The sequence below is a fragment of the Bradyrhizobium sp. CB82 genome (genome assembly GCF_029714405.1).
In the GTDB taxonomy this organism is placed as follows: Bacteria; Pseudomonadota; Alphaproteobacteria; order Rhizobiales; family Xanthobacteraceae; genus Bradyrhizobium.
Genome location: NZ_CP121650.1, coordinates 7,705,125 through 7,729,730 on the forward strand (window position 1 = coordinate 7,705,125; position 24,606 = coordinate 7,729,730).

The 24,606-nt window shown below is 58.8% G+C and carries 15 protein-coding genes and 10 pseudogenes; 15 read left to right on the top strand and 10 right to left on the bottom strand.

Going from position 1 to position 24,606, the window contains the following annotated elements:
* Positions 1-221 precede the first annotated feature (221 nt).
* Positions 222-1,043 (top strand): isocitrate lyase/phosphoenolpyruvate mutase family protein, encoded by an 822-nt coding sequence (locus QA640_RS37100; protein ID WP_283043002.1) that lies wholly within the window; start codon positions 222-224, stop codon positions 1,041-1,043.
* Positions 1,044-1,648: 605 nt separating this feature from the next.
* Here QA640_RS37100 and QA640_RS37105 read toward each other — a convergent pair.
* The 4 genes and pseudogenes from QA640_RS37105 to QA640_RS37120 form a co-directional block, all read right to left on the bottom strand.
* Entirely contained in the window at positions 1,649-2,701 is a 1,053-nt protein-coding gene (locus tag QA640_RS37105; RefSeq protein ID WP_283037713.1) for a reverse transcriptase domain-containing protein, read from the bottom strand.
* Positions 2,702-3,306: 605 nt separating this feature from the next.
* Positions 3,307-4,565, bottom strand: a pseudogene (gene ltrA, locus QA640_RS37110) (group II intron reverse transcriptase/maturase).
* Positions 4,566-5,675: 1,110 nt separating this feature from the next.
* Positions 5,676-6,156, bottom strand: a pseudogene (locus tag QA640_RS37115) (transposase zinc-binding domain-containing protein); the annotation flags it as partial.
* 11 nt (positions 6,157-6,167) lie between these two features.
* A pseudogene (locus tag QA640_RS37120) lies at positions 6,168-6,579 on the bottom strand (tyrosine-type recombinase/integrase); the annotation flags it as partial.
* A gap of 551 nt (positions 6,580-7,130) precedes the next feature.
* Here QA640_RS37120 and QA640_RS37125 point away from each other — a divergent pair.
* The 4 genes and pseudogenes from QA640_RS37125 to QA640_RS37140 form a co-directional block, all read left to right on the top strand.
* Complete coding sequence (locus tag QA640_RS37125) at positions 7,131-7,316, top strand: phage integrase N-terminal SAM-like domain-containing protein (RefSeq protein WP_283037714.1); 186 nt, start codon at positions 7,131-7,133, stop codon at positions 7,314-7,316.
* A 687-nt stretch (positions 7,317-8,003) separates the two neighbouring features.
* Positions 8,004-8,378 (top strand): annotated as a pseudogene (locus tag QA640_RS37130) (transposase); the annotation flags it as partial.
* Positions 8,379-8,460: 82 nt separating this feature from the next.
* A pseudogene (locus QA640_RS37135) lies at positions 8,461-8,787 on the top strand (transposase); the annotation flags it as partial.
* A gap of 4 nt (positions 8,788-8,791) precedes the next feature.
* Positions 8,792-9,324 (top strand): annotated as a pseudogene (locus QA640_RS37140) (DDE-type integrase/transposase/recombinase); the annotation flags it as partial.
* A 240-nt stretch (positions 9,325-9,564) separates the two neighbouring features.
* Here the strand turns inward: QA640_RS37140 and QA640_RS37145 are convergent.
* Positions 9,565-10,585, bottom strand: a pseudogene (locus QA640_RS37145) (IS110 family transposase).
* 78 nt (positions 10,586-10,663) lie between these two features.
* Between QA640_RS37145 and QA640_RS48410 the strand changes: the two are divergent.
* A pseudogene (locus QA640_RS48410) lies at positions 10,664-10,813 on the top strand (integrase core domain-containing protein); the annotation flags it as partial.
* Here the strand turns inward: QA640_RS48410 and QA640_RS37155 are convergent.
* The 4 genes and pseudogenes from QA640_RS37155 to QA640_RS37170 form a co-directional block, all read right to left on the bottom strand.
* On the bottom strand, positions 10,783-11,178 hold the full coding sequence (locus QA640_RS37155; RefSeq protein WP_283037715.1) for a hypothetical protein: 396 nt from the start codon (positions 11,176-11,178) through the stop codon (positions 10,783-10,785). The pseudogene QA640_RS48410 and the gene QA640_RS37155 sit on opposite strands and share 31 nt — an antisense overlap.
* On the bottom strand, positions 11,114-12,853 hold the full coding sequence (locus QA640_RS37160) for a recombinase family protein (protein WP_283037716.1): 1,740 nt from the start codon (positions 12,851-12,853) through the stop codon (positions 11,114-11,116). The genes QA640_RS37155 and QA640_RS37160 overlap by 65 nt, the downstream gene beginning before the upstream one ends.
* The gene (locus tag QA640_RS37165) at positions 12,843-13,031 is read right to left on the bottom strand and encodes a hypothetical protein (RefSeq protein ID WP_283043133.1); all 189 of its coding nucleotides are present in this window, start codon (positions 13,029-13,031) and stop codon (positions 12,843-12,845) included. The genes QA640_RS37160 and QA640_RS37165 overlap by 11 nt, the downstream gene beginning before the upstream one ends.
* Positions 13,032-13,968: 937 nt before the next feature.
* Positions 13,969-14,242 (bottom strand): annotated as a pseudogene (locus QA640_RS37170) (IS110 family transposase); the annotation flags it as partial.
* A 385-nt stretch (positions 14,243-14,627) separates the two neighbouring features.
* Here QA640_RS37170 and QA640_RS37175 point away from each other — a divergent pair.
* From QA640_RS37175 to QA640_RS37195, 5 genes are all read left to right on the top strand, one after another.
* Positions 14,628-15,353, top strand: a complete 726-nt coding sequence (locus QA640_RS37175) for a hypothetical protein (protein WP_283037717.1) — start codon at positions 14,628-14,630, stop codon at positions 15,351-15,353.
* A gap of 442 nt (positions 15,354-15,795) precedes the next feature.
* Entirely contained in the window at positions 15,796-16,035 is a 240-nt protein-coding gene (locus QA640_RS37180) for a hypothetical protein (protein WP_283037718.1), read from the top strand.
* A gap of 856 nt (positions 16,036-16,891) precedes the next feature.
* Entirely contained in the window at positions 16,892-18,295 is a 1,404-nt protein-coding gene (locus QA640_RS37185; protein WP_283037719.1) for an LLM class flavin-dependent oxidoreductase, read from the top strand.
* A gap of 110 nt (positions 18,296-18,405) precedes the next feature.
* Entirely contained in the window at positions 18,406-18,528 is a 123-nt protein-coding gene (locus tag QA640_RS37190) for a hypothetical protein (RefSeq protein WP_283037720.1), read from the top strand.
* A gap of 241 nt (positions 18,529-18,769) precedes the next feature.
* The gene (locus QA640_RS37195; protein ID WP_283037721.1) at positions 18,770-19,615 is read left to right on the top strand and encodes a class II aldolase/adducin family protein; all 846 of its coding nucleotides are present in this window, start codon (positions 18,770-18,772) and stop codon (positions 19,613-19,615) included.
* Between the two features lie 862 nt (positions 19,616-20,477).
* Here the strand turns inward: QA640_RS37195 and QA640_RS37200 are convergent.
* On the bottom strand, positions 20,478-20,699 hold the full coding sequence (locus tag QA640_RS37200) for a hypothetical protein (RefSeq protein WP_283037722.1): 222 nt from the start codon (positions 20,697-20,699) through the stop codon (positions 20,478-20,480).
* Positions 20,700-20,919: 220 nt separating this feature from the next.
* Between QA640_RS37200 and QA640_RS37205 the strand changes: the two genes are divergently transcribed.
* The 4 genes and pseudogenes from QA640_RS37205 to QA640_RS37220 all read left to right on the top strand — a co-directional run bounded on the left by QA640_RS37205 (position 20,920) and on the right by QA640_RS37220 (position 24,226).
* Positions 20,920-21,357, top strand: coding sequence for a reverse transcriptase/maturase family protein (locus QA640_RS37205; RefSeq protein ID WP_283037723.1), 438 nt, complete (start codon positions 20,920-20,922; stop codon positions 21,355-21,357).
* A 10-nt stretch (positions 21,358-21,367) separates the two neighbouring features.
* Positions 21,368-22,030, top strand: coding sequence for a group II intron maturase-specific domain-containing protein (locus QA640_RS37210; protein WP_283043003.1), 663 nt, complete (start codon positions 21,368-21,370; stop codon positions 22,028-22,030).
* A 55-nt stretch (positions 22,031-22,085) separates the two neighbouring features.
* Positions 22,086-22,560: pseudogene (locus QA640_RS37215) on the top strand (DDE-type integrase/transposase/recombinase); the annotation flags it as partial.
* A 316-nt stretch (positions 22,561-22,876) separates the two neighbouring features.
* The gene (locus QA640_RS37220; RefSeq protein ID WP_283037724.1) at positions 22,877-24,226 is read left to right on the top strand and encodes an aminotransferase class III-fold pyridoxal phosphate-dependent enzyme; all 1,350 of its coding nucleotides are present in this window, start codon (positions 22,877-22,879) and stop codon (positions 24,224-24,226) included.
* The last annotated feature ends 380 nt before the right edge of the window (positions 24,227-24,606 follow it).

The window sequence follows — 24,606 nt, forward strand, 5'->3', positions numbered from 1 at the left end:
GCAGTTTTGCGCGCCAGTCAACTACTAACGTTTGCAATTGATCGAGCCGACAGAGACGTGCCAATCAGTGCTTGATCAAGGCACGCAGCTCGCGCCTCAGGAAATTCGGCATGCAACACAAATCTGTTCGCGGAAACGGGCTGCCCGATCGAAGCGTGAAAACGCTGCCCGCCGATAGACTTCGACCTCAGATTTGCTTCAACGACGACCTCTCCTTTCTCATGGAAGCGCATGATGGGCTTTCGGGAGCAATCGCCCAACGCGCGGGTTTCAAAGGTCTGTGGGCTTCGGGCCTATCAATTGCCTCCTCCCTCGGCTACCGCGATGCCAATGAGGCATCATGGAGCCAACTCGTCGACGTGGTCGAACGCATCGTGGACTCGACCGAGCTGCCGGTGCTCGTTGATGGCGATAGCGGTTTCGGAAATTTTAACAATGCACGTCTTCTCGCACGCAAACTCCGGCAACGTGGGGCCGCGGGCGTCGCGCTGCAGGACAGCCGTTTTCCTAAAATGAACTCATTCGTTGGTGAGCGGCATGCCATAGCCGACATCGATGAGTTCTCGGGCCGTCTGCGGGCAATCAGGGATACAGTTGGGCAAAACTTGGTTCTCGTGGCGCGTATCGAAGCGCTGATTGCCGGTCGTCCAATGGACGAAGCGGTTTCGCGCGCTCATGCTTACGCCGATGCGGGAGCCGACGCGATTCTCATTCACTCGCGAAAGAGCACCGCGGACGAGATCCTTGAATTTGCAAGTGCTTGGCAGAACCGACTGCCCATCGTGATTATCCCGACAAAGTTCTATCGAACGCCCGTCTCTGCTTATCGCGACGCGCGCATCTCCACGGTGATCTGGGCCAATCACTCCATGCGAGCTGCAATAGTAGCCATGCGCAGGGTCTGCGCTCGCATCATGGCTAGAGAGGGCATTGCGAGTATTGAGCCGCATATTGCGACGCTCGACGAGGTCTTCGAACTGTTGGGGTACGACGAACTCGTCCGTGCCGAAGCGCGATATCTTCGGACCGATGACCCAAAATAGCAGATCCCCATCCGCCACAAGATTCATGCATTTCGACGGAGTGAGGCCATGCACTCGCACTGCTCTTTCCATCGTTGCTCGCCAGTGAAATCTCTTACCCAGCACCTGTTTGTCGCCGTGGAGTTTATCATTGAACAACAGACGGCCGTTGTTCCGCGATTGGCTCACGCGCCTTCATCTCTTCACTTGCACGGCTAGACAAGCCCCCACCTCCTCCCCGGTAGGGTCGAAGACTGGCGCGCCGACAGGCCTCTCGACCGCGCCACGTTTCCAGTCCCCTCCACGTCGCACGCAGCATGCGGATTTCCCGCACTGCGCGCTCCCATTTGCTTCACACCAACGCTTATGGGACCTATCCTGCTGGGGCGACTTTCGGCCCGTCGCGTCGCACTCTGTAGGCGTTGAACAGCCCGAGAGTGTCGTACAGCCACCGCCTATTCCATCGTTCCCAGCCGAAGCCCTTTCGTTTCTGAGCATGCGCCAGATGGCGCCTGACCTTCTTCTCCACTCAGTCTTTGATGAAGCTGAAGCACTCGCTGGAATGCCCCACCGCGAAGTAGTTCACCCACCCCCGGAGCATCGGATTGATCAAGTTTATCACTCGTTCAACCGGTTGCGACCGGTGTCGGCGGAACACCTCTTTGAGCGCCCGCACCAGTGCCGTCCGCTTTTTGAGCTAGCTTGGGCGTGTAATGCGGCCGCATCGCTCCGCTTAGTCCGCGGAAGTAGCGGAACTCAAAGCCCAGGAACCCAAAGCACTCACCGCGCTCAAGGTCCACTGTGCGGCTCTTTTCATCATTGATTTCCACCTGCAGCTTGGCGAACTCCTCCCGGAGTCGTTTGGTCACGGCTCCAATCAGCCAGTCATGACGCTTGTAGGCGTCGATCAAGACCACCAGGTCGTCAGCGAATCGCGCGTATTCGACGTAGGTGTACTTGCCGTTGCGGGTGACTTCCCGCGCTCGCTCCAGCATCCTGTCCACCTCATTGAGGTAGAGATTACTGAGTAAAGGCGAGATCACACCGCCCTGCGGAACGCCCTTCTTGCCTGAGGCTTTCAGCATCATCTTTAGGAGATGCAGTATATGCGCGTCATCAACCCGCCGCGCCACTTTCTCCAACAGCCGGTCATGCCGGACATGGTCAAAGTAGGCCCGCAGGTCAATGTCGAGAATCCGCGTCTTCCGTTGGACTATCGCTTCAGCCACACGCTTGATGGCGCCATGTGCTGTCCGTTTGGGCCGATATCCATACGACCCCGGTTGAAAGTCAGCCTCGAACACAGGCTCGAGGATGAGCTTGAGCGCCCCTTGCACCACTCTGTCGCGGATCGCCGGAATCGAGAGGACACGGACTTTGCCCCCGTCCTTCGGTATCTCCTGCCTCCGCGCGGGAAGTGGCTGGTAGGTGCGCCCGATCAGTTCGTCCCGTAACTGCTCAAGCAGAGCTTCCACGCCTTGCGTCTCAATGGCCTCGAAGGTGACGCCGTCTATTCCCGGTGCTCCATCGTTCTCTTTGGCCATCTCATACGCAGCGCGCAGGGTCTCCATCTTGCAGACGTGGACGTATAGTCCCCAGAACCGCCAGGACAGTTCAGCCTTTGCCTTGACGTATATTCTCCGCCTCAGGTCCTGCAAATCAATGGACGCCTTTGTCATCTCGTCCTTGCCTTCCCTATGTTGGAGACATTGCAAATGGCAGGGTTCCTTGGCTCCACGGATATTACTCCGCTTCATTGCTACTCCGGACCCGGCCGCCACCCTCTCGTCTTCGGCCGACTTCCCGGTTTCGCCGGTTATACGGCCTACCTTGCTCCGACGATTTCGCGTCGGGACGAGGAGGGCTTCTCCAGTTGCTCAGCATGTCCTTGTCACCGTGCTGTCGCTTCCACCCCGCCGAGGTGAACATCCGTATCGGTCAGTCTTCAGTTGCTCATGCTGCCTTCGCCCTCCGGTTGAAGGCTCGGCCCCCGGGGATACTCACTTTCGAGGCCACAACGCGTTCACTTTTATTACGGCCCGATGACTCGTAGCCTCCCCTGGGGAGACTTTGTCGATAGGCTTCAGAGTTTCAGTTTCCATCACCTCTGCTATCCAAACTACGGGGCTCTGACTTCTACCCCGGCAGGTTTGTCTCCTGCTGAACATGCCAGCCTTCGCTGGACACACAACCGGACAGGCAGATCTGGCGAGTAGGCCAGCGGAATCTCACCGCCGGCCTCTCATAGATTTCAGCGTGAGACTCTCGCCTCACTGGGCTCCCATCAGGCGAACGAGCCGCGTATGCCGATCTTCCAGTGTGCGAACAACCAGGGTCGTTCTCGAGATAATCGTTCGAGAACGCGGCCGGCCTTTGCCTTGCGACCCATAAAGCGTTTGAACTTCCGCATCATCCAAGCCTCGATTGTCTGATTGACGTATCGAAGGATTGGCCCCAGAGCCGCCTGCGTGAATCGACCGTAATACTCAATCCATCCCCGCAGGAGTGGATTAAGCTGCCGAGCGATGTCAGCCATTGACACATGGGTCCGTCTTCGGAGGTTCAAATCCCGGATTGCCGCCCGCATGGACTTCAGCGCCGAAGCGCTGACCCCAGGCAGAAAACTGCAGAACACCGAGGCGTCTTGCGAGTTCTTTGCCCGTCGGGGCCGGAAGCAGTAGCCAAGAAAGTCAAACTTGACGTTCGAATAGCTCCCCTTCCGCCGGCTGTCCTTGCAGTAGACAATCCTGGTTTTGGTGGGGTGCATCTCAAGTCCGCATTCTACCAAGCGAGTTTGTAGCTCGGCCTTTACAGCTTCCGCTTCTTGCTCGCTCCGGCAGTGCACTAGATCATCGTCTGCATACCTACACCATGGGAGGTCAGGGTGCGCCCGTCCCATCCAGAGGTCGAAAGTGTAGTGCAAGAAAAGGTTGGATAAAATCGGGCTGATCACGCCACCCTGAGGGTGCCGCGGGTTCGCTCGATGATTATTCCGTCCTTGTCCATAGGTGCCGTCAGCCATCGTTCGATGTAGAGCAGCGCCCACTTGCACGTTACGTGCTTCCGGACAGCCCGTAGCAAAAGTTCGTGGTCGATGTTGTCGAACAGACCTTTGATGTCGAACTCGAGAACCCAATCGTATTTCCAGCACCGCTTGCGCGTGACGCCGATAGCATCGAGTGCCGATTTTCTCGGCCGATAGCCATAGGAGTCTGCCAAAAAGATTGGGTCCAAATCCGGCTCAATGAGTTGTTTGACAACCATCTGGGCCACTCGATCCGCTACGGTTGGCACACCTAAAATCCGCTGGCCTCCAGCCTTCTTGGGAATGGAGACGGCACGCACCGGTGGTGGAAAGTAGCTTCCCGAGCTCATGCGATTCCAAAGCTTGTAGAGATTGTTCTGCAAGTCGGAGTCGAATTGCTCGATCGTCTGTCCATCCACACCGGCCGAACCCGCATTGGATTTGACCGCTTTGTAAGCCTCGTACACACGTTTCTTATCGATATGAAATGGCTTGTTTGTCGTGATCGTCGTCGTCATCCTGTTTCCAGTTGGTACGTCAATACGATTTGTCCTGACCCGACCCCTTTGCTCCGGCCCGATTACAGGGCCTTCACCGCTCGTACGGGTCGGTCCGCCCCAAGCCCTGGCTTCGGTACTCTCGCCTCGCAGTTTTAGCCGCTTCAGCTTCTCCCTTGGCATCCAGGGATTGGTTCCTGCAGTTCCACGCAAAAGCCTGCATCCGCTTCACGCCCCCTATACGCCGACTGCCATCTGCCCAGTACTCAGGTAACCGACAGATTTGTCCCAGAGGATGCAAGCGCCTCTGGTTTTGGCAGTGTCTAAAGCCTTTCGACGCGTCACCGAGGGTTTGCTTCCGCTCGTCTTTCGAATGCTCACCTGCCCGAATTTTATTCGGACTTTTGATCCAACGCTCACCACCACGCTTTTTGAACGTAGCAGCTTGGACTGGTTTGGGACCTGCTCCTGAAAGCCGATCCCGAGGGGCCCGCCCTCATCTTTCGCGCAGCTTATCCCCACGGTCAGTTGTTCATTGCAAACCCCCTTCCGTGTGCATCTGCAGCACACCCCGCATCCGGCTCTCGGACAAGACTTCACGCCTTCACCCACGGCACGTAGCGGCCCAGCGCGGTTAGGCGTACGAGCCCAAAGTGCCCGTAGAGGTGCGAGAGTGGATAAGTCCCGCCCTTGCGTCGCCTGACCTTGTGCTTGGAGCGCAACCACCGGCGCAACCGCACAGCGGTGTAGTTGCGATGCGGCTACTCCACGGGCAAAGGGAGGCGGTGAAATCAGACTCGTGTGGCGACAGCCCGGCGCAACCATTCCATTGCCGGTCAACAACGAGCTCTGCCTAATCCGCAGAGCGTGAGTCTGAGCGAAGCTGCGCGAATATGCGGCGTCAGTCACCACACGATCCAAAGGATGATGGAAGCCGGCCTGTTGAAGCGCGAACAAGTAACTCCTCGTGCACCTGGGAATTTCGCCGCAGTGATTTGGATGCCGAAGCCATTCGCAGCAACATTGAGCGCCTCCACCGCACTGGCAAGCTAATTCTGCAGGGGGGTGCGCGGAGGACCAGCTTGCCTTGTTCACTGAAATCAAGGGAGATGATAATGCCTGGTATCATGAGTGAGGGTTCTGAGAAAGAGTCTGGCCCCAAGTGTGGAGCACGGCGAAGAATCCGATTTGTGCGCCCAGATGCTTGGGGTCGCCGCAATGGTGCGCAGCTTCTCGGCGATGGACCGGAACAGAATGTTGTAAACGGTCTCCTTGTTTTGCAGGGTGATGGCGGCGATGGGCTGCGGTACGGTGAAGACCACGTGAAAATACTGGGCCTCGAGAAGCTCGGATCGACGGTCTTCCAGCCACTGGGCTCGAGCCAACGACTGGCATATGGGGTAGTGGCGATCACGCAGGTGTCGTAGCAAATCCGCTCATGGTCACAGCGGTCGCAGCGCTCGACGTGACCACCAAGTGCCGCAGTTCGACACAGTTCGATCGCGCTCATGACACGACGCTGTGCACTGCAAAGCGAGGCGTCATGGGTCTCACGATAGGCTGCGCCGTAGCGGCGGAATATATCCGCCACTTCCGGCCCCGAGCGGGCCATCGGTCTGAAAATCAGAAGCGTTTTGGCGGTGCCGGCAGTGGCTCAGCGGGACAGGATACGGCAACAGGTCCAGAGGGCTGGACGTCGCGCAGACCTTGCTGGTCGCGATGCGCAAGTACCTGGCGGTGGTCGCGAGGCTGCGGTGGCCGAGCAGGAGTTGAATGGTCCGCAGATCAGTTCCGGATTCGAGGAGATGAACGGCGAATGCGTGCCGAAGCGAATGCGGGGGAGTTTAGAGAAACCAGACAAACAATGTGCTTTCTGGCAGGCCGCTTCTACGGCGTCGTCCATGATCCGCCGATTGTCATGAATGCCTGGAAACAGCCAATCTTTAGGGCGAACGGCTCTCCAGTAGCTACGTAGGCTCTCCAGCAGCATCGGCGAGAGCATCGCGTATCGATCTTTGCGGCCTTTCTCGGCGACACCGTAATAGGCAAAATGGCCGCGTAGGAAGGCGCTGATTTCGCCGACCTGGTCACTGATCGTATGAAGTCGTATTCGCCGTAGAGCTCCGCAGTGACAAAAGGCTGCGCCGCGGCCGAGATTTCTCGGTGCGCACCCAACCTTGAAGTTGCCTTTTTCGCGTGCAATACAGCGTCAGTCCCAGGAAGTAGATGGTTTCCTGGCGTTTACTCGCGTGTCGCTGCGCGAACCGCCCAAACTCGACCAATTTGGTCTTGGTCGGCTCAGGAATGAGGCCGAACTTTCCCAACCGAAGGCGTAAAGCGTCCTGAACACGAATGGCGGCCGATCGATGTTGGAAGCAGATCACAAAGTCATCCAGCCGGGCTTCGCCCCGCAACCGGCCCTTCACGACGCGTTCGAACCAGAGGTCGAGCACATGATGGAGGTAAAGGTTGCTCAGCCACCTTTTCCGACTCTGCCTATCCGTTGCTCCACTTTTCAGCTTTGGAGGCCTCGATAGCTTCGCCGACAGCATGTTCGCACGGTAGTTCCGGACGTCGCCGGATGCTTTGACCCCAGAGCACATTCGGACCTATAAACTCTGCCACACGAACGAGAAGAAGCTGGCCCCCAACTTGATACATACGGCTATCGCGGCGCTTCGCTTCCTTTACACAGTTACGCTCAAGAAAGAGTGGACCTTTGCAGAAGACATCCCGCTTCTCCAGAAGCCACAAAAGCAACCATCGTCTTGAGCCGTGAAGAAGTTGTGCATTTCCTGAACTGCGCGGACTGCCGCAAGGATCGGGTGATCCTGACCACCCTGTTACGCGGCCGGCTTACGGATTTCGGAAGCCGTCCGCCTGAGGGCCGCGGCGATCGATAGCGTCCGGATGGTTGTTCGCGTCGACCAAGGCAATCCTTGGCTCACTCCAGCTGCCGCCTCGCTCTCGTAAATCGGCGGTAATGGCCAGCTTAAGCCCGCTTCACGCGCCCGCAGCAGGTAGGTGGCAACTGATCTGCAGCCGTTCCGAGATCGCCCGCACCGACAGGCCTTGCTCGTATGTCAGCCTCAGGATCGATCGCAGGTCCTGTTCGTTTCGCTTGCTTCCGTCTCGCCATTGCCCCTCTCAAACTCAGCTTGAGAGGAAACGTTGCCTCAGCGGCGCTCCCGAAAACCAACCCCCACAAATGTCCGCGAATTACCGAAATCGTTATCCGGAAATTGCCGAAACACGCAATCTCGACCGCAACGCGGATCCGGCTCGGCGATATGAGGGCTCTCCGCCTATTACAGCATGCGATCTTCCCGCAATAATCGCGGTATGGCCCATGAGAATGGGCAATCGAGTCAGCCCACGCTCAAACGGGTGATTACTGACCTTGCCCCTCAGGCTTAATCCAGGTTGAAGTTCGTTCTGGCCCAAGACAAGGACCAGAGCATGAAGCGCAGCCGCTTTTCGGAAGAGCAGATCATCGGGATTTTAAAGGAGGATGAGGCCGGCGTTTCGGTCGCCGATTTGTGCCGCAAGCACGGCGTCAGCGACGCCAGCATTTACAAATGGAAGGCCAAGTTCGGCGGGATGGAGGTCTCGGAGGCCAAGCGGCTGAAGACGCTGGAGGACGAGAACACGCGGCTGAAGCGGCTGCTTGCAGACGCCATGCTGGACAATGCGGCGCTGAAGGATCTGTTGGGAAAGAAATGGTGACGCCCGCGGCAAAGCGGAGAGCTGTCGTACATCTGCGGGAAGCATTCGGGATGAGCGAAACGGCGGGCGTGTAAAGCCATCGGCTGCTGCCGCATGACCATGAGATATTACATAATGGGATGGTCTGGCCGTGCTCCTGCCCCGCTAGCAAGCGAAGCTGGGAAGGGGCGTCAAAGACAAGGAGCACGCCATGTCTCAGACAGCCAATACCGCGATCGCCGTGATCGGCATCGATATCGGCAAGAACTCGTTCCACGTCGTGGGCCACGATGCGCGCGGCGCCATCGTGCTGCGGCAAAAGTGGTCGCGTGGCCAAGTGGAAGCGCGGCTCGCCAATATACCGCCTTGCCTGGTCGGCATGGAAGCCTGCGTCGGCGCCCGTCACCTGAGCCGCAAACTCACCTCGCTTGGTCACGATGCCAGGTTGATGCCAGCCAAATATGTCCGCCCCTATAGCAAGGGACAGAAGAACGACTTCAATGATGCCGAAGCGATTGCCGAAGCCGTGCAGCGCCCGGACGACCCGGCCGGACGATGCCGGCCTTCGCCAGCGCATGAGGGCGATCGCCCAGGAGCGCCGTCGCTTCGGCTATCGGCCCTCCACGTTCTGCTCAAGCGGGAAGGCTATCTGATCAACCACAAGAAGCTGTTCCGGCTCTAGCGGGAAGAGAGGCTTGCGGTGCGCCGCCGCGGCGGCCGCAAGCGGGCGATCGGGACCCGGGCGCCAATGACGGTGGCGATGGCGCCGAACGACCGCTGATCGCTTGACTTCGTATCGGATCAGCTCACCGATGGCCGCCGCTTCCGTATCGTCACCGTGGTCGATAATTGCACCCGCGAGTGCCTGGCGCTGGTAGCCGACACCTCGCTCTCCGGCACCCGCGTGGCGCGGGAGCTGGACCGGCTGGTGATGGAACACGGCAGGCCGAAGATGGTAGTCAGCGACAACGGCAGCGAGTTCACCAGCAACGCCATCCTGACACGGGCCGGTCAGAGCCGTGTCGCATGGCGTTACATCGTGCCGGGCAAGCCCATCCAGAATGCCTTCATCGAGGGGTGCAAGAGGTTTTTACAGCATTCTGGATATCGGTCGGGTGCGTTCATGTATACGGCCTGTCATTGCGACCGATAGCATGGCCGCTGGCCCTGATGGAGATCGCGGATCGAGGCCTCATCAACGGGTCGCGCTTGTTGCGCTTAAAGCTCTTCGGGCTTTCTCGATCCCCAGCTCCGCCGGTTTCCATCACGCTGTCATCTGCCCTCACACCTTAAGGTGGCCAGAATTCGCGGCAGCTCAGGCCGCGAGCTTAGGCCGATAGAATTCACCGGTCGTCATCATTGCCCAGATGATCCGAGCCAATTTGTTGGCGACAGCGATAGCAACGATCATGGGCCGACGCCGTTCAAGCAGAGCTTCGATTGAGCCACCTCCAACCCGGGACCGGGCCTTTGGATACCGAACGACGTTGCGTGCTCCGATGACAAGCAAGTGCCTGAGATAGGAATCGCCCTGTTTCGTTATCCGGCCGAGCCGGTCCTTCCCGCCGGTGGAATTCTGTTTGGGCTTCAGGCCAAGCCAGGCCGCGAACTCTCGCCCGGAGCGGAATATGGTCGGGTTCGGCACGGTCGCGGCGAGAGCCGTGGCCGTTATGGGGCCGATGCCGGGAATAGAGGAAAGTAACTTCGCCATCGGATTTGCACTATGGATCTGAGCCAGCTCGCTCGATGGCTTCGACCTGCCGGTCCAACTCTTTCAGTTGGTTCACAAGAGCAGCCAGTGCCATACGGGCAGTGGTAGGTAGCGCCAGCTTCTCGTCATCCAACAAGTCCACTAGACCATCCACCCTTTGACGGCCCTGTCCTACAGTGATTCCGAACTCAGCAAAGTGAGCTCGAATAGCGCAAGCCGTCATGGTTCTTTGGCGGACCAGCAGGCCTCTCGCACGATGAAGCATCAAGAAACCCTGGTTCTCGACGCTCTCGATGGGAACAAACCTCATGTTGGGGCGGGTAACTGCTTCGCAGATTGCGGCCGCATCAGCGGCGTCGTTCTTTGCTCCTCGCCGCACATAGGGCTTCACATATGCTGGCGGTATCAATCTCACGTCATGCCCAAACCGCTGAATCTCGCGTGCCCAATAATGGGCGGTGGCGCAAGCCTCTATCCCAACCAGGCAGGGCGACAGCGAGGAGAAGAAGCAGACTATCTCGCCGCGCCGGAGGCGTTGGCGATCGGTCACCTGCCCTTGGGCATCAACTGCATGAACGTGAAATACGTGCTTCGAAATATCCAACCCAATTGCCGCGATTTCCATGATGATTTGCTCCTGTTAGCGCTACGGATATCGCCAGCATAGCGCCGGCGCCGAGGGAGCGGGGCCGTCTTCCCCATCAACGGCCGGCTGCGGGATGAATTGTTGAACGAGACGCTGTTCAGGTCGCTGGCCCAGGCCCGCGTCACGCTCGGATGCTGGCGGGCCGATTACAACTGCGCATCAGAACACCCATCTGGCTATGTAATTGAAGAGAAGAGATTTTGTTGAGCGGGATGCGATCCCGTGGGGTATTTTGGGTTCTGTCGCGCTCGTTCGGCGATAGATTGAGCAGCAGTTGTTATCAGCCAGGTGCGGGCGAAGATCCAAGGACCATCCGGCAGAGGATGGATGGATTCGATCTCGCCGGCTTCAGCGGCCAGCCGGAGCGTCTTGGGTGCGATCTTCAGGAGCTTTGCGGCCTTGCCAAGATTGAGCCATGGCTCGATCCCGTCCTCGGCGGGCTTGAACACCGGGATGTCGTAGTTCGAGCGCATTGATGTGACGCGCTCGCGGGTCCAGCGATTGCCGTTACCGGTCTTGAGGCCGTTGCGATTGAGGAGGCCGGCAATCAGATCGTCGATGGCGATCAGCACCAGTTGACGCGCGCGGCCTGGACGATATCGGCAGAGGTGCTGTTGCGCTGTCCGCGCCGGCGCTTCGGCAAGCGCAACTCGCTGTGGGCGCCCCCCACCCAATGGACGATGAGAACGATCTCCGAGGCCGCGTCGTCGATATCGGCCACGACCTCATGGATGAGGGTGCGCACAATGCGCTTCTTGAGGCGAGCATCCGTCGTCGGCGCATCCCAGACCGTTTTGAGGTTTGAGGCCAGAACGCCGAGCGAGACTGGATCAGCAAGGGGTGCGGGCGTCGTAGCATCGTGCATGGCAATCTTGGCCTCAACCTCTGCCGCGTGAGCGAGCGCCCTGTTCCAGCGGGCTTCCAGCTCACTGGCCACCAGCCGGTTTGCGGGATCAGCGGCATCGTATTGCCGGAAACCCTGTCGGCGGCATAGCGCGCCGCTTCGAGGTCGCGACTGAGAGCATCGCGTACCCGATCGCGCCGTTCCCTGGCTCCTTTGGCGGCAGCGGTTGCGGCGGCGACAGCGCCCGGACCGACGACTCCAAGTAGTACTTCCTCGATGGCGTCATCGACGCGCAGTCCGCCGAAGGCGATACAGTGGGCCCCGCCATTGTCCATCCAGGCACGGTTGCAGCTGTAGCGCGGGATATGGTTTTTCATGCCGGAGTACCGGAGTGTGAGCTTGCGACCGCAGCGCTTGCAGCGGATCAGACCGGCCAGCAACGCGTCACCATGCTTGGGCGCGCCGTGATGCCGACTGTTGGGAACATTGCTGCTGACCATGGTGCGAATCGCCTCGAACTTGTCCCAGCTCACATACCCGTCGTGGGTATTGGGCTTCAGCGTCAGCCATTCGCTCCGCGCCTTGCGGCGGATCTTCACGCTCACGCCCGCGGTGCTGTATCCCGCCGCCACAGCTGTCTTACCATAGGCATAGGCGCCGCCGTAGACCGGGTTCTCAATGATCCGGTGGATGGCAGAGTAGTTTGGTCGCCGCCAGGCCGTGTCGCCGTTGGTCTGCTTCACCGGCAGATCGAGATTGTACTCGTGGAGCCAGCAGAGCGCCTGTCGCGCGCTGCCCAGTTCCTCGACCTTGTCGAACACCAGCTTGATCGCTTCCTGGACACGCCGATCCGGGTCTTTCTCATAACGGTCGCCGGCCTTCACGAAGCCGACGGGCGCTGTCACAACCAACTCGCCCCGGCGCGCCTTCTCGTAGCGGGCCGAGAGCGAGCGCTGGCGCAACAGATCCAGCTCGTACTCGTTGAGGCTGCCCTTGAGCCCGAGCAGCAGCCGGTCGTTGCCGTGCCTTGGCGCATAGATGGTCTCTTGATCGACCAGAACGGTATCGACCACGCGGCACATCTCGATGAGTTGCTGCCAATCCCGGCTGTTGCGGGCGAAGCGCGAGACCTCGCGGGCGCAAACCGCACCAACCTTGCCGAGGCAAACCTCCGCCACCATTCGCTCGAATCCGGCGCGTTGTATGCCGCCGGCGGCTGAACGACCGAGATCATCATCGATCACTTCAATCTCTGACCACCCGAGTGCCGTCAGCCGGTCTCGCATGGCGTATTGCAGCGCGCTGCTCTCGCGATTGTGCAACACCTGATAGGCCGAAGATTGACGCACGTAAAGAATCGCCTTGCGCTCCAGATGATGAGGCCTGACCTTGTCAGAGATCATGATCGACCTCCTTCGCGGGCGGCGTCACCGTCATCGCAGCATGGTCGAGGATCAACTGCGTCATCAGGCTCGTGAGCGCTGCCCGCGCTTCTGCTGGCAGATCCAGCCATGCGGGCGCGCCGATGCCGCCCGGCGGCAGCAAGAGCCACTTGGTGGCTGCGATATGCCCGGTTCTCATCGAGAACGGATGGCGGGTCCTGTTCGCCGGACCACCGATCTCGTGCAGAAGCTCCAGGTGGCTCGCCGCGAACTCTATCCGATCGGTTCGATCTCCTGATCCTCGATTTAAGTGGAGCGCACAGTGATGTGGAGTTGAGGGTCGATATCGGTGCCGGTTCCGTTTTTTTTGACAGCCGCCAATTCCACATGGTGACCTGGGAGCTGTTCAATCGAGAAGGTCTGCCGGGCCTGTTACCACGGAAACGCGGGCCGAAGCGCCCGCACAAGCTTACCGAGGAGGCCCTTGCACGCGAGGCCGAACGCATGCCAAGCGGTGCAGAGTTGGCCGAGCTCTTGGCCCAACGTGCGGCATTCATGCCACCCACGCAGCATCCTGCGACGTCTGCTGCCCTATCTGAAACGGCAGGAAAAAACGCTCACGATCGCCGAAGCGGCTGCAGTTGATGCCGCGCAGTACGTAGCAAATTACGAGCTGCTCAGTTCATCGGCGCGGGAGCCAATCTCGGCGGGGCGAGCGCCGCAGGTCAGCCCCGCGACGTGAGTCTCGCCTTGCTGCTTCGCGAAGGGATGCCGGGTGGCTCAAAGGCACTGGAGGGCGTTATCCGTGCGTCAGGCATACTGCGCACCGCACACGCCGCGGAGGTGCCGGCGGCCGGACCTCCTGTGCGTACGGGTCTGCGCCGGAGTGGCTCAGCAGCGTGCGGCACCGCGATCTGACTGCGCTTCTGGCCAGTCTGGTTCTCTCGACGCATTGTGTCGAACGCCCCATACCGAAGGAGGGATATCGATCAGCCAATGAATAGTGAGGCCAAAAGATCACGACCACACATCTCTCGCGCATGGCATTCCTGTATGTGCGACAGTCGACCCTGCGACAGGTCTTCGAGAACACCGAGAGTACGCAGCGCCAGTATGCACTGCGCGATCGTGCCGTCGCCGACCTTCAGACCAAAGCCGCGGAGCACACCGCGCAAGCAGTTCTCGTTGTCGCGTAGTTTGGATTGCATCAGTTTGCGCGCGGTCAGAATGGCGCGGGTCTCTTGCGCTGCGATCGACTTGCAGTGCACCGGCCGGAACCAGCCCAACCGCAGCAGCTGGGCACTCCGGCTCGCTCGCAACCTTCGCCTCGCGCAAAATCTTGCCCGTCCCACCGACAAGACAACGCTCGAGCAATTCCAAAGACACGTCGCTTCCTGCATAGTGGTACATGGTCGTCCCTCGATGATGCTTGGAGCGGGCTTGCCCGACTCCGTTTTTGACACCATGAGTTTGAGGGACGAGCGCCTTTCAACCAACAGGCCGCTCGCGAGCGCGCTTCCAAATTGCGCCGTAGCGAGCCGGCGGCCGGCCCGTTACCCCATCTATATCAGCTCGGAGGAGTACCGATCGAACCCGCACCGTGTGAAGGGTAATGCGCCGGCATGGAGCACCGAGCGGCATCAAGGCCCGGCGCGCGAGAGGACGGCCGTCTTGTGATCTGCGGGAGCTGCGGCGAGCGCATGTCGGTGGTTATCACATTGACCGCAACCAGCAAGTGCGGACCTATTGGTGTGGCCGGCGCCCGATGTTCCGAGGCGAGATAGGTCTGTGTCAGATGGTGCATGGCGGCGCACTCGATGCTGCGATCGGCGATATCCTGATCGAGGCGATGACTCCACTGGTGGTCGAAGTCGCTCTCAGCGTCCAGCAGGAGCTCGCCAGCCGTCAGGAGGAACAAGATCGGTTGCGCCGTCAGCACGTGGAACGAGCGAAGTTTGACGCAGAACTCGCGCAACCTCGCTTTCTCAAAGTCGATCCCGACAACCGTCTGGTCGCCGACGCCCTGGAAGCCGACTGGAATACGAAGCTCCGTGCGTTCCGGGAAGCATACAACAAAGCCTCGGCTGCCGATGTTAGCGTCGTGACCGATGCCGAGCGTACCGGGCTAATGACCCTCGCCACCGACTTCCGCCGCCTCTGGCGCAATCCGCGCTCGCAGATGAAAGACAAGAAGCGCATGCTGCGCCTGCTGATCGAGGACGTGACGCTCAGCAAGGGCGATACGCTCCATGTGGATATCCGCTTCGTCGGCGTCGCGACGCGCTCGTTGGATCTGCCGCTGCCGAACTCGTGTGTCGAGTTGCGCACAACAGATGCCGCCGTGATCGAAGAGATCGACCACGTCATCGATACTTATACGGACAAAGAAATCGCGGATCTGCTCAACGAGGCGTGCGGACCGTCGCGAGCACGCCATGGACAGCTGTGGGGATCGGGCGGCTTCGCCATAGCTACCAACTCATCGATCGGCAGACACGCCTGCTCGCGCAGGGACTGCTGACTTCGCAGGACGTCGCGGCTCCCTACAATGTTGTGGTCTCGACCGTTGCAGATCGCTGTTAGCTTCAAAGAAACGTCAAGTCCGACATAGCGCTCCATTGCAGCTCTCCTATCATTGCAAGGCCCAAGAGGTGAGCCTGATAGCGCAACTCTGACAGGCGTCGGTCCGGTAGCGACGTAACACCAAACCTTTGTCCGCGGTCGTAAAGAAGTAGGTCAGCTCTTGTCCGGCAGGACAAATGTACACGTCTTCCGCCGCCACGTACCGGAAGTCCTGCTTCCACATGTGGCGCCGACGTTGCCTACTGCGCGCACATCCGGTCTCCGATCGTGGCGACTTCCTCTATGAGATTCCGCCAGAGGACCTGCCGTCGAAGTTCCCACAAGCGTGATTACCAGGTCGATCCTGCAACTTCATCCTCACGCAACTGACGAGGTGCACTATGAGTCTGACCCCTGTCGCGCGGGCGGCGTGGCCGCGCTGGCAGGATCGCCGTGCCGTAATGTGCCGCCATCTCGGCGTAGCTGCGGTTGATTTTCGGATCGTAGAAGCACGCCTTGATGACGGCGACCTTGGTGTTGTCCGGTCCAATAGTGCCGGCACGCTGCCGATCGCCTCGAAGGTACCGACGTGGCCGCTGATCCAATCGGCGAGCCCCTGGGTCCAGGTCGCCTGCGCATAGGTGAAATTCGAGGCGCCGCGGACTGCGACGAAGATCTGTGCCATTCGCCGCTTCCCGGTGAGACGGTCGACGATCACCGGTACGCGGTCGCCCGCATAGCGCAATCACTCGCGGGCGCACCACCAAATTCCACGCGCTGACCGAGGATAAGGAGTTCCAATCGCCTTCTTGACGAACGCCCAAACACCCTCACACATACGACGCTAAAGCCGATAAAGGCCGTAACCTTATTGAGCGCATGTTCTGCCGCCTCAAGGATTTATGACAAGCGAGCCGACAACTTCCTATCCGCCACCCTCTTGGCAGCCGCGCTGACTTGCTGGATCAATGAGTCCGGAGCCTGGCGAGGGCAGCGTGCGCTGTGAAAGCGCCCGCGCCAGTTCCGGCGCGCCCTGCGTCAACTGACGCTCAATTGCCGTGCGGCATGAGTACGTGTGATGCTCGACACGAGAAGTGAAGTTCGATATGTCGGCAGTTGTTGCGGGGTGTAACGATTTTCGTATCGGTCAACTACCAATGCTGGTGTTTGATCTAGATAGCAGAAGCATGTCTACATATGGCTCGCTGAGCGACGGGTCGGTCGAACATCTGAAAGCAGTTTGGCATGCAACATCATGGACAATCAGCTCGCCCCAAGCCCCGATATGCGTTAGCTCCTCGCCAGCAGAAAATGCTCTGCGCAACGCGCACAAATGAGGGGTCTTGGGCGCGATCGACGAGCGGGGGTCGGCTGATTAGCGGCTTTGGAAATTCCGACGATGCGCATCTCCTGGAGCGCGCTCTTCCGCAACGACAATGACCTCGACCCGCCAGCTGAATGCGATGCGATGATAGTCAAAGTCAAAGGAGATACGGCATGCAGCGCAATGATGAAATGAAGCTCGGACTCTTCCTCTGGGATGCGGGATATCATGAAGGCGCATGGCGCGATCCGAGCGCGCCGGCTAATTGCGGAGTTGATATCGGCCATTATGCTAATTTGGCAGCCCTTGCGGAGGCGGCGGCATTTCACCTGGTATTTCTTGCCGATACCGCAAGCGTATCCGAATTGGACGATGCTCACATAGCTCGTTCAAGCCGAAACGATGGGTTCGAGCCAATCACGCTCTTGTCGGCGCTTTCATCGAGAACACAGGAAATCGGTCTTGTTGGGACGGCGACGACGACGTACAATCAGCCTTATAATCTTGCACGCATGTTCGCGTCGCTTGACCACCTATCGCGGGGGCGTGCCGGCTGGAACATCGTCACGTCCGGGTTTAAGCGCGAAGCCGCAAATTTCGGCGAAAAAGAACTTCCAGATCATCGCGTGCGCTATGCTCGAGCGAGAGAATTCGTCGAAGTCGTCAAGGGTCTTTGGGACTCATGGGAAGACGACGCCTTCATTCGCGACAAACGAACTGGTATTTTCGCTGACATCACGAAACTGCATTTGCTTAACCATCAAGGGGACTACTTATCAGTCAGAGGTCCCCTGAACGTCGCAAGGCCGCTGCAAGGGTATCCCGTATTGGTTCAAGCTGGCGCATCCGATACGGGAATAGAGTTCGCTGCAGAATTCGGCGAGGTCGTGTTCACCGCTGCACCTTACTTGGAATATGGCCAAAAATATTACGCGGCTCTCAAAGAGAAAGCGCGCGCACTCGGGCGGGAAGACGATCAGGTGCTAGTCATGCCGGGTTTTATCCCGATCGTTGGGAGGACCAAGCAAGAAGCCTCTGAGAAGCTCGAAAGGTTACATTCTTATGAGCACATCGACGTGCAAATCGGAATGGCCAGTCGTGGGCTGGGGTCTGTCGCCGAGCTGCGTTCATTGAACCTCGACTCATTGGTGCCCGAGACTTTACCGCAGACGAATTTCATACAGAGCCGTCAAAAACTGTACCTCGACGTGGCGGCACGCCAGAAGTTCACGTGGAAACAACTGATCCGCTTTATATCGGACACCAAAGGCCATCTCATGGTTGTTGGAACGCCGGACGAAATCGCTAACACTATGGTGGAAACATTTGATCAAGGTGCCGCTGACGGTTTCAACGTCATCCCGGCGACCCTTCCCGGCGGATTCAAGGACTTTGTTGATCTCGTCGTTCCCGAATTGCGTCGACGAGGCAAATTCAGATCCGGCTATTCCGGACATACACTAAGAGAGAACCTTGGTCTCAAGCGGCCACCGAATCGGTTCGCGCAGGCAGGTGTAATGAAAAAAGATCCCGATGCCGTTGAGCAGGCGTCGGCTTTCGACACGGCGTACGGCTGAGATGGAAGAAAGACCCTGGCACTGCATTCGAGGGGAGGAGGTAACACCCGCCTCCTGTTTGAGACGAATGAAGGTTCTTAAAACAGAAACCCTTAACAAGGACTTTTACGATGGACGAAGTGAGTCCTCTCCGCCGTTTTCTGCAACACGTGCAAATTCCTTTCGCTGCTGGCCAGGTGGCGTTTCTTGGCGCCGCGCGTCAGGCGCGCACCTTCGACGATCCCGTGGCTTGAGCTGCTATTTGAAAGAATGCGGCCGAGAGGAGGAATTGCGCGAGGTCGGCACGGCTGTGCCGACCCCGCACGTATGATCCCGGCCGAAGCTTCCGTCGGAGTTAGGTGCCTTGGAAACGGGCCTACCAGCATTCATAGCTTGTGGGTTCGCGCGGTCGACTAGACATTCCTCTGAAGAAGGGACCGAACGTACTCGACCTCAAGCGAGACTACGGACCGAATCCCATAGAGAAAGAGAGAGATGGCAGCATCGCTCGGCATTGCAGATGAAGAACGCCGGTGCGCGTTTTCGGTTGCCGGGCGACCCGAGATCGACGCTTTGCGCGAAATGTTTGAGGAGGAAAGAGATATGGGTAACAAGGGCTCCCGGGAATGGGACATCCGCTGTGATCTGGCTGCAGGCTACCGGTTGATCGCCCATTTTGGCATGGACCACCTCATCTACGCTCATCTATCGGCGCGCCTGCCTGGCGGACCTCGATTCCTCCTTAATCCCTATGGCATGATGTTCGATGAAATCACGGCCTCGAGCCTCGTCGTCGTCGATCCCGAGCGGCATGCCATCGAGGATGAAGATGAGTCTAAGATAAACAGCGCTGGCTTTAAGATCCATTCCGCCATCTATATGAATCGGGACGACGCCCAGTGCGTCATCCACACGCATACTCTGGCTGGCATGGCGGTGGCCGCGCAGGACCAGGGGCTCCTGCCCTTGAACCAAAAGTCGATGGCATTCTACGGCGGCATTGCTTATCATGAGTATGAAGGCGTAGCGTTCGATCTCGGCGAGCGCGAACGCCTGGTACGTGATCTCGGCGACAGGGACCTCATGATCCTGAAGCACCACGGCTTGCTCACGGTCGGACGCACCGTCTCCGAAGCATTCCTGAACATGTATCACCTGGAGCACTCCTGCCGCATCCAGATCGCAGCTACGCAAGGCGGGCAAAAGATCACTCTACCGTCCGACGACGTTGTCGCGCACACGGCCGCGCAGTCCAAGCACAATCGCCTCAATCAGAGTCCGCGCCCCTGGGCGGCGCTCAAACGCCGCCTCGATCGCATCAGCCCGGACTACGCGACCTGATGGTCCGCCAAGAATCCGGCTAAAGTACACGGCCGAGCCAAGGGGCAAGAGTTCCTGCTTAGGTGCGCCCTGAACCTCCTCCGAATTGATGGACACCTGTAGTAGGCTCGAAGAGCCAGGAGCTGTCGGATGGAAGGACCTCAACGTCGGTCGTTACGGACGACTACAAGCGGCAGGCACTTGATCTCGTAGCGTCGAGCTGGCGCTCGATCGGATCTGTTTGCCAGCCGGCCACGTACCACCAAGCCCGAGCCTGGACACAAGATCTAGCCGTATCTGCTGCGCGGCTTCGAGATCACACGCCCAGGTCTGGGCGATGGACATCACCTACAATGCGCCTCGCTCCCAGAAATTGAGGAGGCATATGTTTGGAATGCATTGAGAAAGGAGGAATTTGACGAGCCTGCTTCCTGCTGTGGGGAAGCATGAGCCCAAGCGGCGGTGACCTGCTGTCAACTGGCAGGGTGACGTAGCCCGCAGGTAAACGCGACTGAGGCAAACCGTTACGCCGAGATGGTTCCCGAGGCTGAGTATCATCGGAAGGTTGAGGAATACGAACCGGTTCATCCGCGTCTGTGGGCTGAAATGTCCCCTCCGCCTACACGGTATAACAGGCGGAATGCTGAATGGTGAAGGATATGTAGCCGGAGACACCCGAATGCGAGCGTAGATGTAAGGCGTCTTGCGTGGGCCGAGGGGAGAACGCAGCCAAACCTGAGGCAACGGCATCGACTTGCAGCAAGCAAGGGAAAAGACTGCGACCGGCAACCTCACTGATGCGCTGGTAGTAGTCCGAGGCCGGGAAAGCCGGTCACATGGCGAAGGGAGCAGTTTGAGTTGCTTGGAGTGCACGTGATCTGACCTAATGAGGTGAAGACCTTTGATAATCAGTGAAATGCAGCACAAGCTCGCGACGTGGGCCGCGGTCGATCAGACCCGCCGGTTTGATCGATTGCTCCGGCTCATCACCGACAGGAATTGGCTTGCTGAGGCGGCCCGAATCGTCCTGGCGTCGAAAGGCACCAATACACCGGGTCTTGAAGGAATGGACAAGCGACGACTTGCTGCCGTTCTTGAGCGTCATCTGGATCGGCTGCGCGTGGCCCTGTTGGACGGCACTTACCGTCCAACACCGGTCAAGCGAATCCACTCCCGAAGGCCAACGGCAAGCTGAGACCACTGGGTATACCGATCCTGGCTGGACCGTATTGTCCAGCGGGCGATGCTGATGGCCATGGAGCCGATCTGGGAGAGCGACTTCCACTCTGGTTCCTACGGCATCCGTCTCGAACGCAGTATTCATCATGCGTTCGCACCGTGAGGATGCAGTTGCAGGATGGTTGCAGGATGGCGCTGAATCGAAGGGCCGCTGGATCATCGAAGGTGATCTGGCGAGCTACTTCGACACTGTCCATCATCGGCTGCTCCTGAAATGCGTGCGTCGTCGCATCAGGGACCTGCGATTCATTGATCTGCTCTGGCGAATCCTCAAAGCCGGTCACGTTGACCGTGGCTTATTCTTCGCAGCAAGTGAAGGCGTTCCGCAAGGCGGTGTTCTGTCGCCGCTCCTATCCCACATCATGCTCCATGAGTTTGATTGCTGGCTGGAGGCGAAATACCTGAAAAAAAGCGAGGAAGGATCGTTGGGCGTGGAACTTCGGCATCCAACAGGGTCGTCCGATCACGGTTCGAGAGAACCGCGAGTGGAAACCTGCCGTAGCCTATTGTCGCTATGCCGATGACTTCGTCGTCATCGTCAAAGGGACGAAGGCCCATGCCGAGGCCGTCCGCGAGGAGTGCCGGGCCTTTCTGGAAGGTAAGCTGAAGTTGACGTTGAATATGGACAAAACCCATATCACTCACGTCAATGACGGCTTCGTCTTTCTGGGGCATCGGATCATTCGTAAGCGGGGATCAAGGGGGCGGATGGCGGTCGTTACGACCGTACCCAAAGAGAAGGCCAAGGCATTCGTGCACAGACTGTCGAAGGTCCTCTCTGGTGACCATCATCTTGCCAAGGTCGATATGGTGGACCGCCTGAACCGCCAACTGCGGGGTTGGGCGGCCTTCTACAAGTACACGGACTTCACTGCGACCACGTTCCGGCACGTCGATCACGTCGTGTTCTGGAAAATGGCGCACTGGCTGGCGAGAAAGTGTCGGAGCCGCATCAAACCATTGATGCGGAGCTGGTATCGAGCACCAGTCGCTGGGCAGGCCAAGACCTGGTTTGCCCACGGGGTCAGTGAACGAGGCCATCGTGTCGGGAAAGCATTGCACCGATTGGTTTCCATCCCAAAGGGGCAGTTCCGATGGAGAAATCCGGAAGCAAATCCCTACATCTTCAGGGAGGAGCCCAGGAAGACCATTACCTCGCGATATCAGGATGTCGCAATGGCCATGGGCCAGACCTGAGCGGAGAGCCGTATGCGCTGAAAGGTGCCCGTACGGTTCGGGGAGGAGAAGCGCTTATGCGCTTCTTACTCCATTCCCGATGGCGCGCGGCTTCGTCTATCTCGCCGTGGTGCTTGACTGGTTCAGCCGCGCGGGTGCTGTCGTGGCGCGTTCCGATCACGATGGAAGCCGCATTCTGCGTCGAGACGCTGGAGGACGCTCTCGCCTGCCACGGCAAGCCGGAAATCTTCAACACCGACCAAGGCTCGCAGTTCACGGGCGTCGCGTTCACCAGCGTGCTCGCCAGTCATGGCATCACCATCAGCATGGACCGCCGGGGCGCTTGACGCGACAACGTGTTCGTCGAGCGGCTTGGCGCAGTGTCAAATATAAGGAGGTCTCTCTGCGCGCCTACGACACCGTGTCCGACGGCGGCGCCTCGATCGGCCGATACCTTGACTTTTACAATGGCCGGTCCCCACTCGAGCCTTGACCGCGGCACCCCGGATCAACCTTACTTCAACGCGCTGCCGTTCCGCGCGGCAGCCTAACTCTGGCAGAAGCTCCACTTATCGACGCGGAATTGCTGTTCAGACAACCGAGACCACCTCAAAACGCATCGCGCTACGCGCTGACAAAACCGACCAGAGCTTCGCCGCAATGATCCATCTCGCTGCAGCCGTGATAAACTCCCGATGAATCCAAACAGACCCTAGTTAGGCAAGAAGGAACGCAGGATATCAAGAAAAATTGTCGAGTGCTGGTCGATTACTGGCGGCCCCCATCTACCGTGGACAGCACTTCTCTTATAAGGTTCTACCTGAGTGCAAATTTGGGCCATCAAATTCAAGTGGCGATGGAGGGTGCTTGGCAGAGATCCGTGTTCTCCCTTCACGAACCGCCTATTCGACGCCGGGTGAACTTGGCGTGAGAATAGTGGGCGGCGAGGGTCCTTATCTCGTGGACGCCGATGGGACGCGCTATCTTGATGCGTCCTGTGGATCGGGATCTCTCGTCTTCGGTCATGGCGACGAGATGATCATCGACGCGCTTCACGACCAGAGCCGCAAGTTGACGCTTTTCCCTTCACGGCATTTCAGCTCCGAAATCGTCGAGCGTTACGCTCGCCAACTGCTCGATTTCGGTCCGCCGAGCATGTCGCGGGCAATCACTTTCAGCAGCGGTTCCGACGCAGTCGAGGCGTCGCTCAAATTGGCGCTTCAACATCATTTCGCCGCCAAGCGGCCGCAACGACGCAAGATCCTGGGACGCAATGCCTCCTATCATGGAAATACGATCGCTGGGCTCGGCGCGGGAGGGTTCGTCGCGCGCCGGAAGCCTTATGAGGGCGTGCTTGCGCCGTGCGCCAAGGCTTCGCACGCGCATTGTGTCGCGTGCGAGTTCGGACTTCAGGCGCAGACTTGCGCGCTACAATGTGCGCAATCGATCGAGGATGCGATCCTTGAGGAAGGCCCGGAGAATGTCGCAGCGGTGATCGTCGAGCCGATCGTCGGTGCCGCGCTGAGTGCCGCGCCGCCAGACCCGCGATATCTGCCGCGGGTTTGGGAAATCTGCCGCCACTATGATGTACTGCTCATTGCGGATGAAGTTATGACTTGTTTCGACCGTACCGGACGTCCGTTTGCGAGCATGCATTGGAGCGTCGAACCTGACATCGTTATCTGCGGAAAGGCTATCAGCGCTGGTTTTTACCCCCTGTCGGCTCTTCTAGTGAATCAGCGGGTGGTTGAGGGGCCGCTGGCGCGCGACAAGTATTTTCAGAACGGTCAGACATTTGCTTGCAGTCCGGCGGGCGCGGCTGTGGGATTGGCAGTGTTGGATCGATTGGCGGATGGGAGCGTCGCTGCAAACGCGACGCGCATGGGGGAAGTACTGCGAGCTTCGCTCCGCAAGGAGCTGCCGAGCGAACTGATCCGCAGAGTCCGCGGCATGGGATTGATGGTTGGTTTCGACATCAACACCTCCGCATTCAAGAATCCGCCGGCCCTTTCGACCGGTCGCTACAGTGATCGATTTCAGCGAGCAGCGCTCAAACGCGGGTTGGTCATCTACGCCAGTAGTGGTAGCGCTGGAAGTGAAGCAGGCGATCATGCGATGCTACTATTGCCTTTGACGATTTCCGAGCGCGAAGTGCAGGAGGCCACAGCATCGCTTGTGGCCGCGGCAAACGATCTTCTCGAAACTGAGAACAAGTAGGCGCCACTGACTTTGTCCGGCCAATCTCCTCGTACGTTGGAGCCCACGAACCTGCGGGCGGACGAGCGAACTCGCGTTTCAAGAATTATCGACTGGAGGATCTAACTCGCATTTCTCAGGTGGCTGCTCTTGGTCCCGACAAACTGTCCGAGATGAAAGTTGTAGTTGCATACTGCTGTTCCAGGTAAATTCCTGAACTAACCTTATCCGCTGGGAGCGCATGCCGGACGATCCGATCATGACGCTTCCGGAACGGGGATGCTGACAAAGGAATCTACGCTTAGGCTGATAGCCCGCTCGTGCATGGTACCGACTTATTGCGTTACGGCGACACATGCCAGCGTCGGCGACCTGCCGATGCGCTCGAAGGCCGTTCGTGC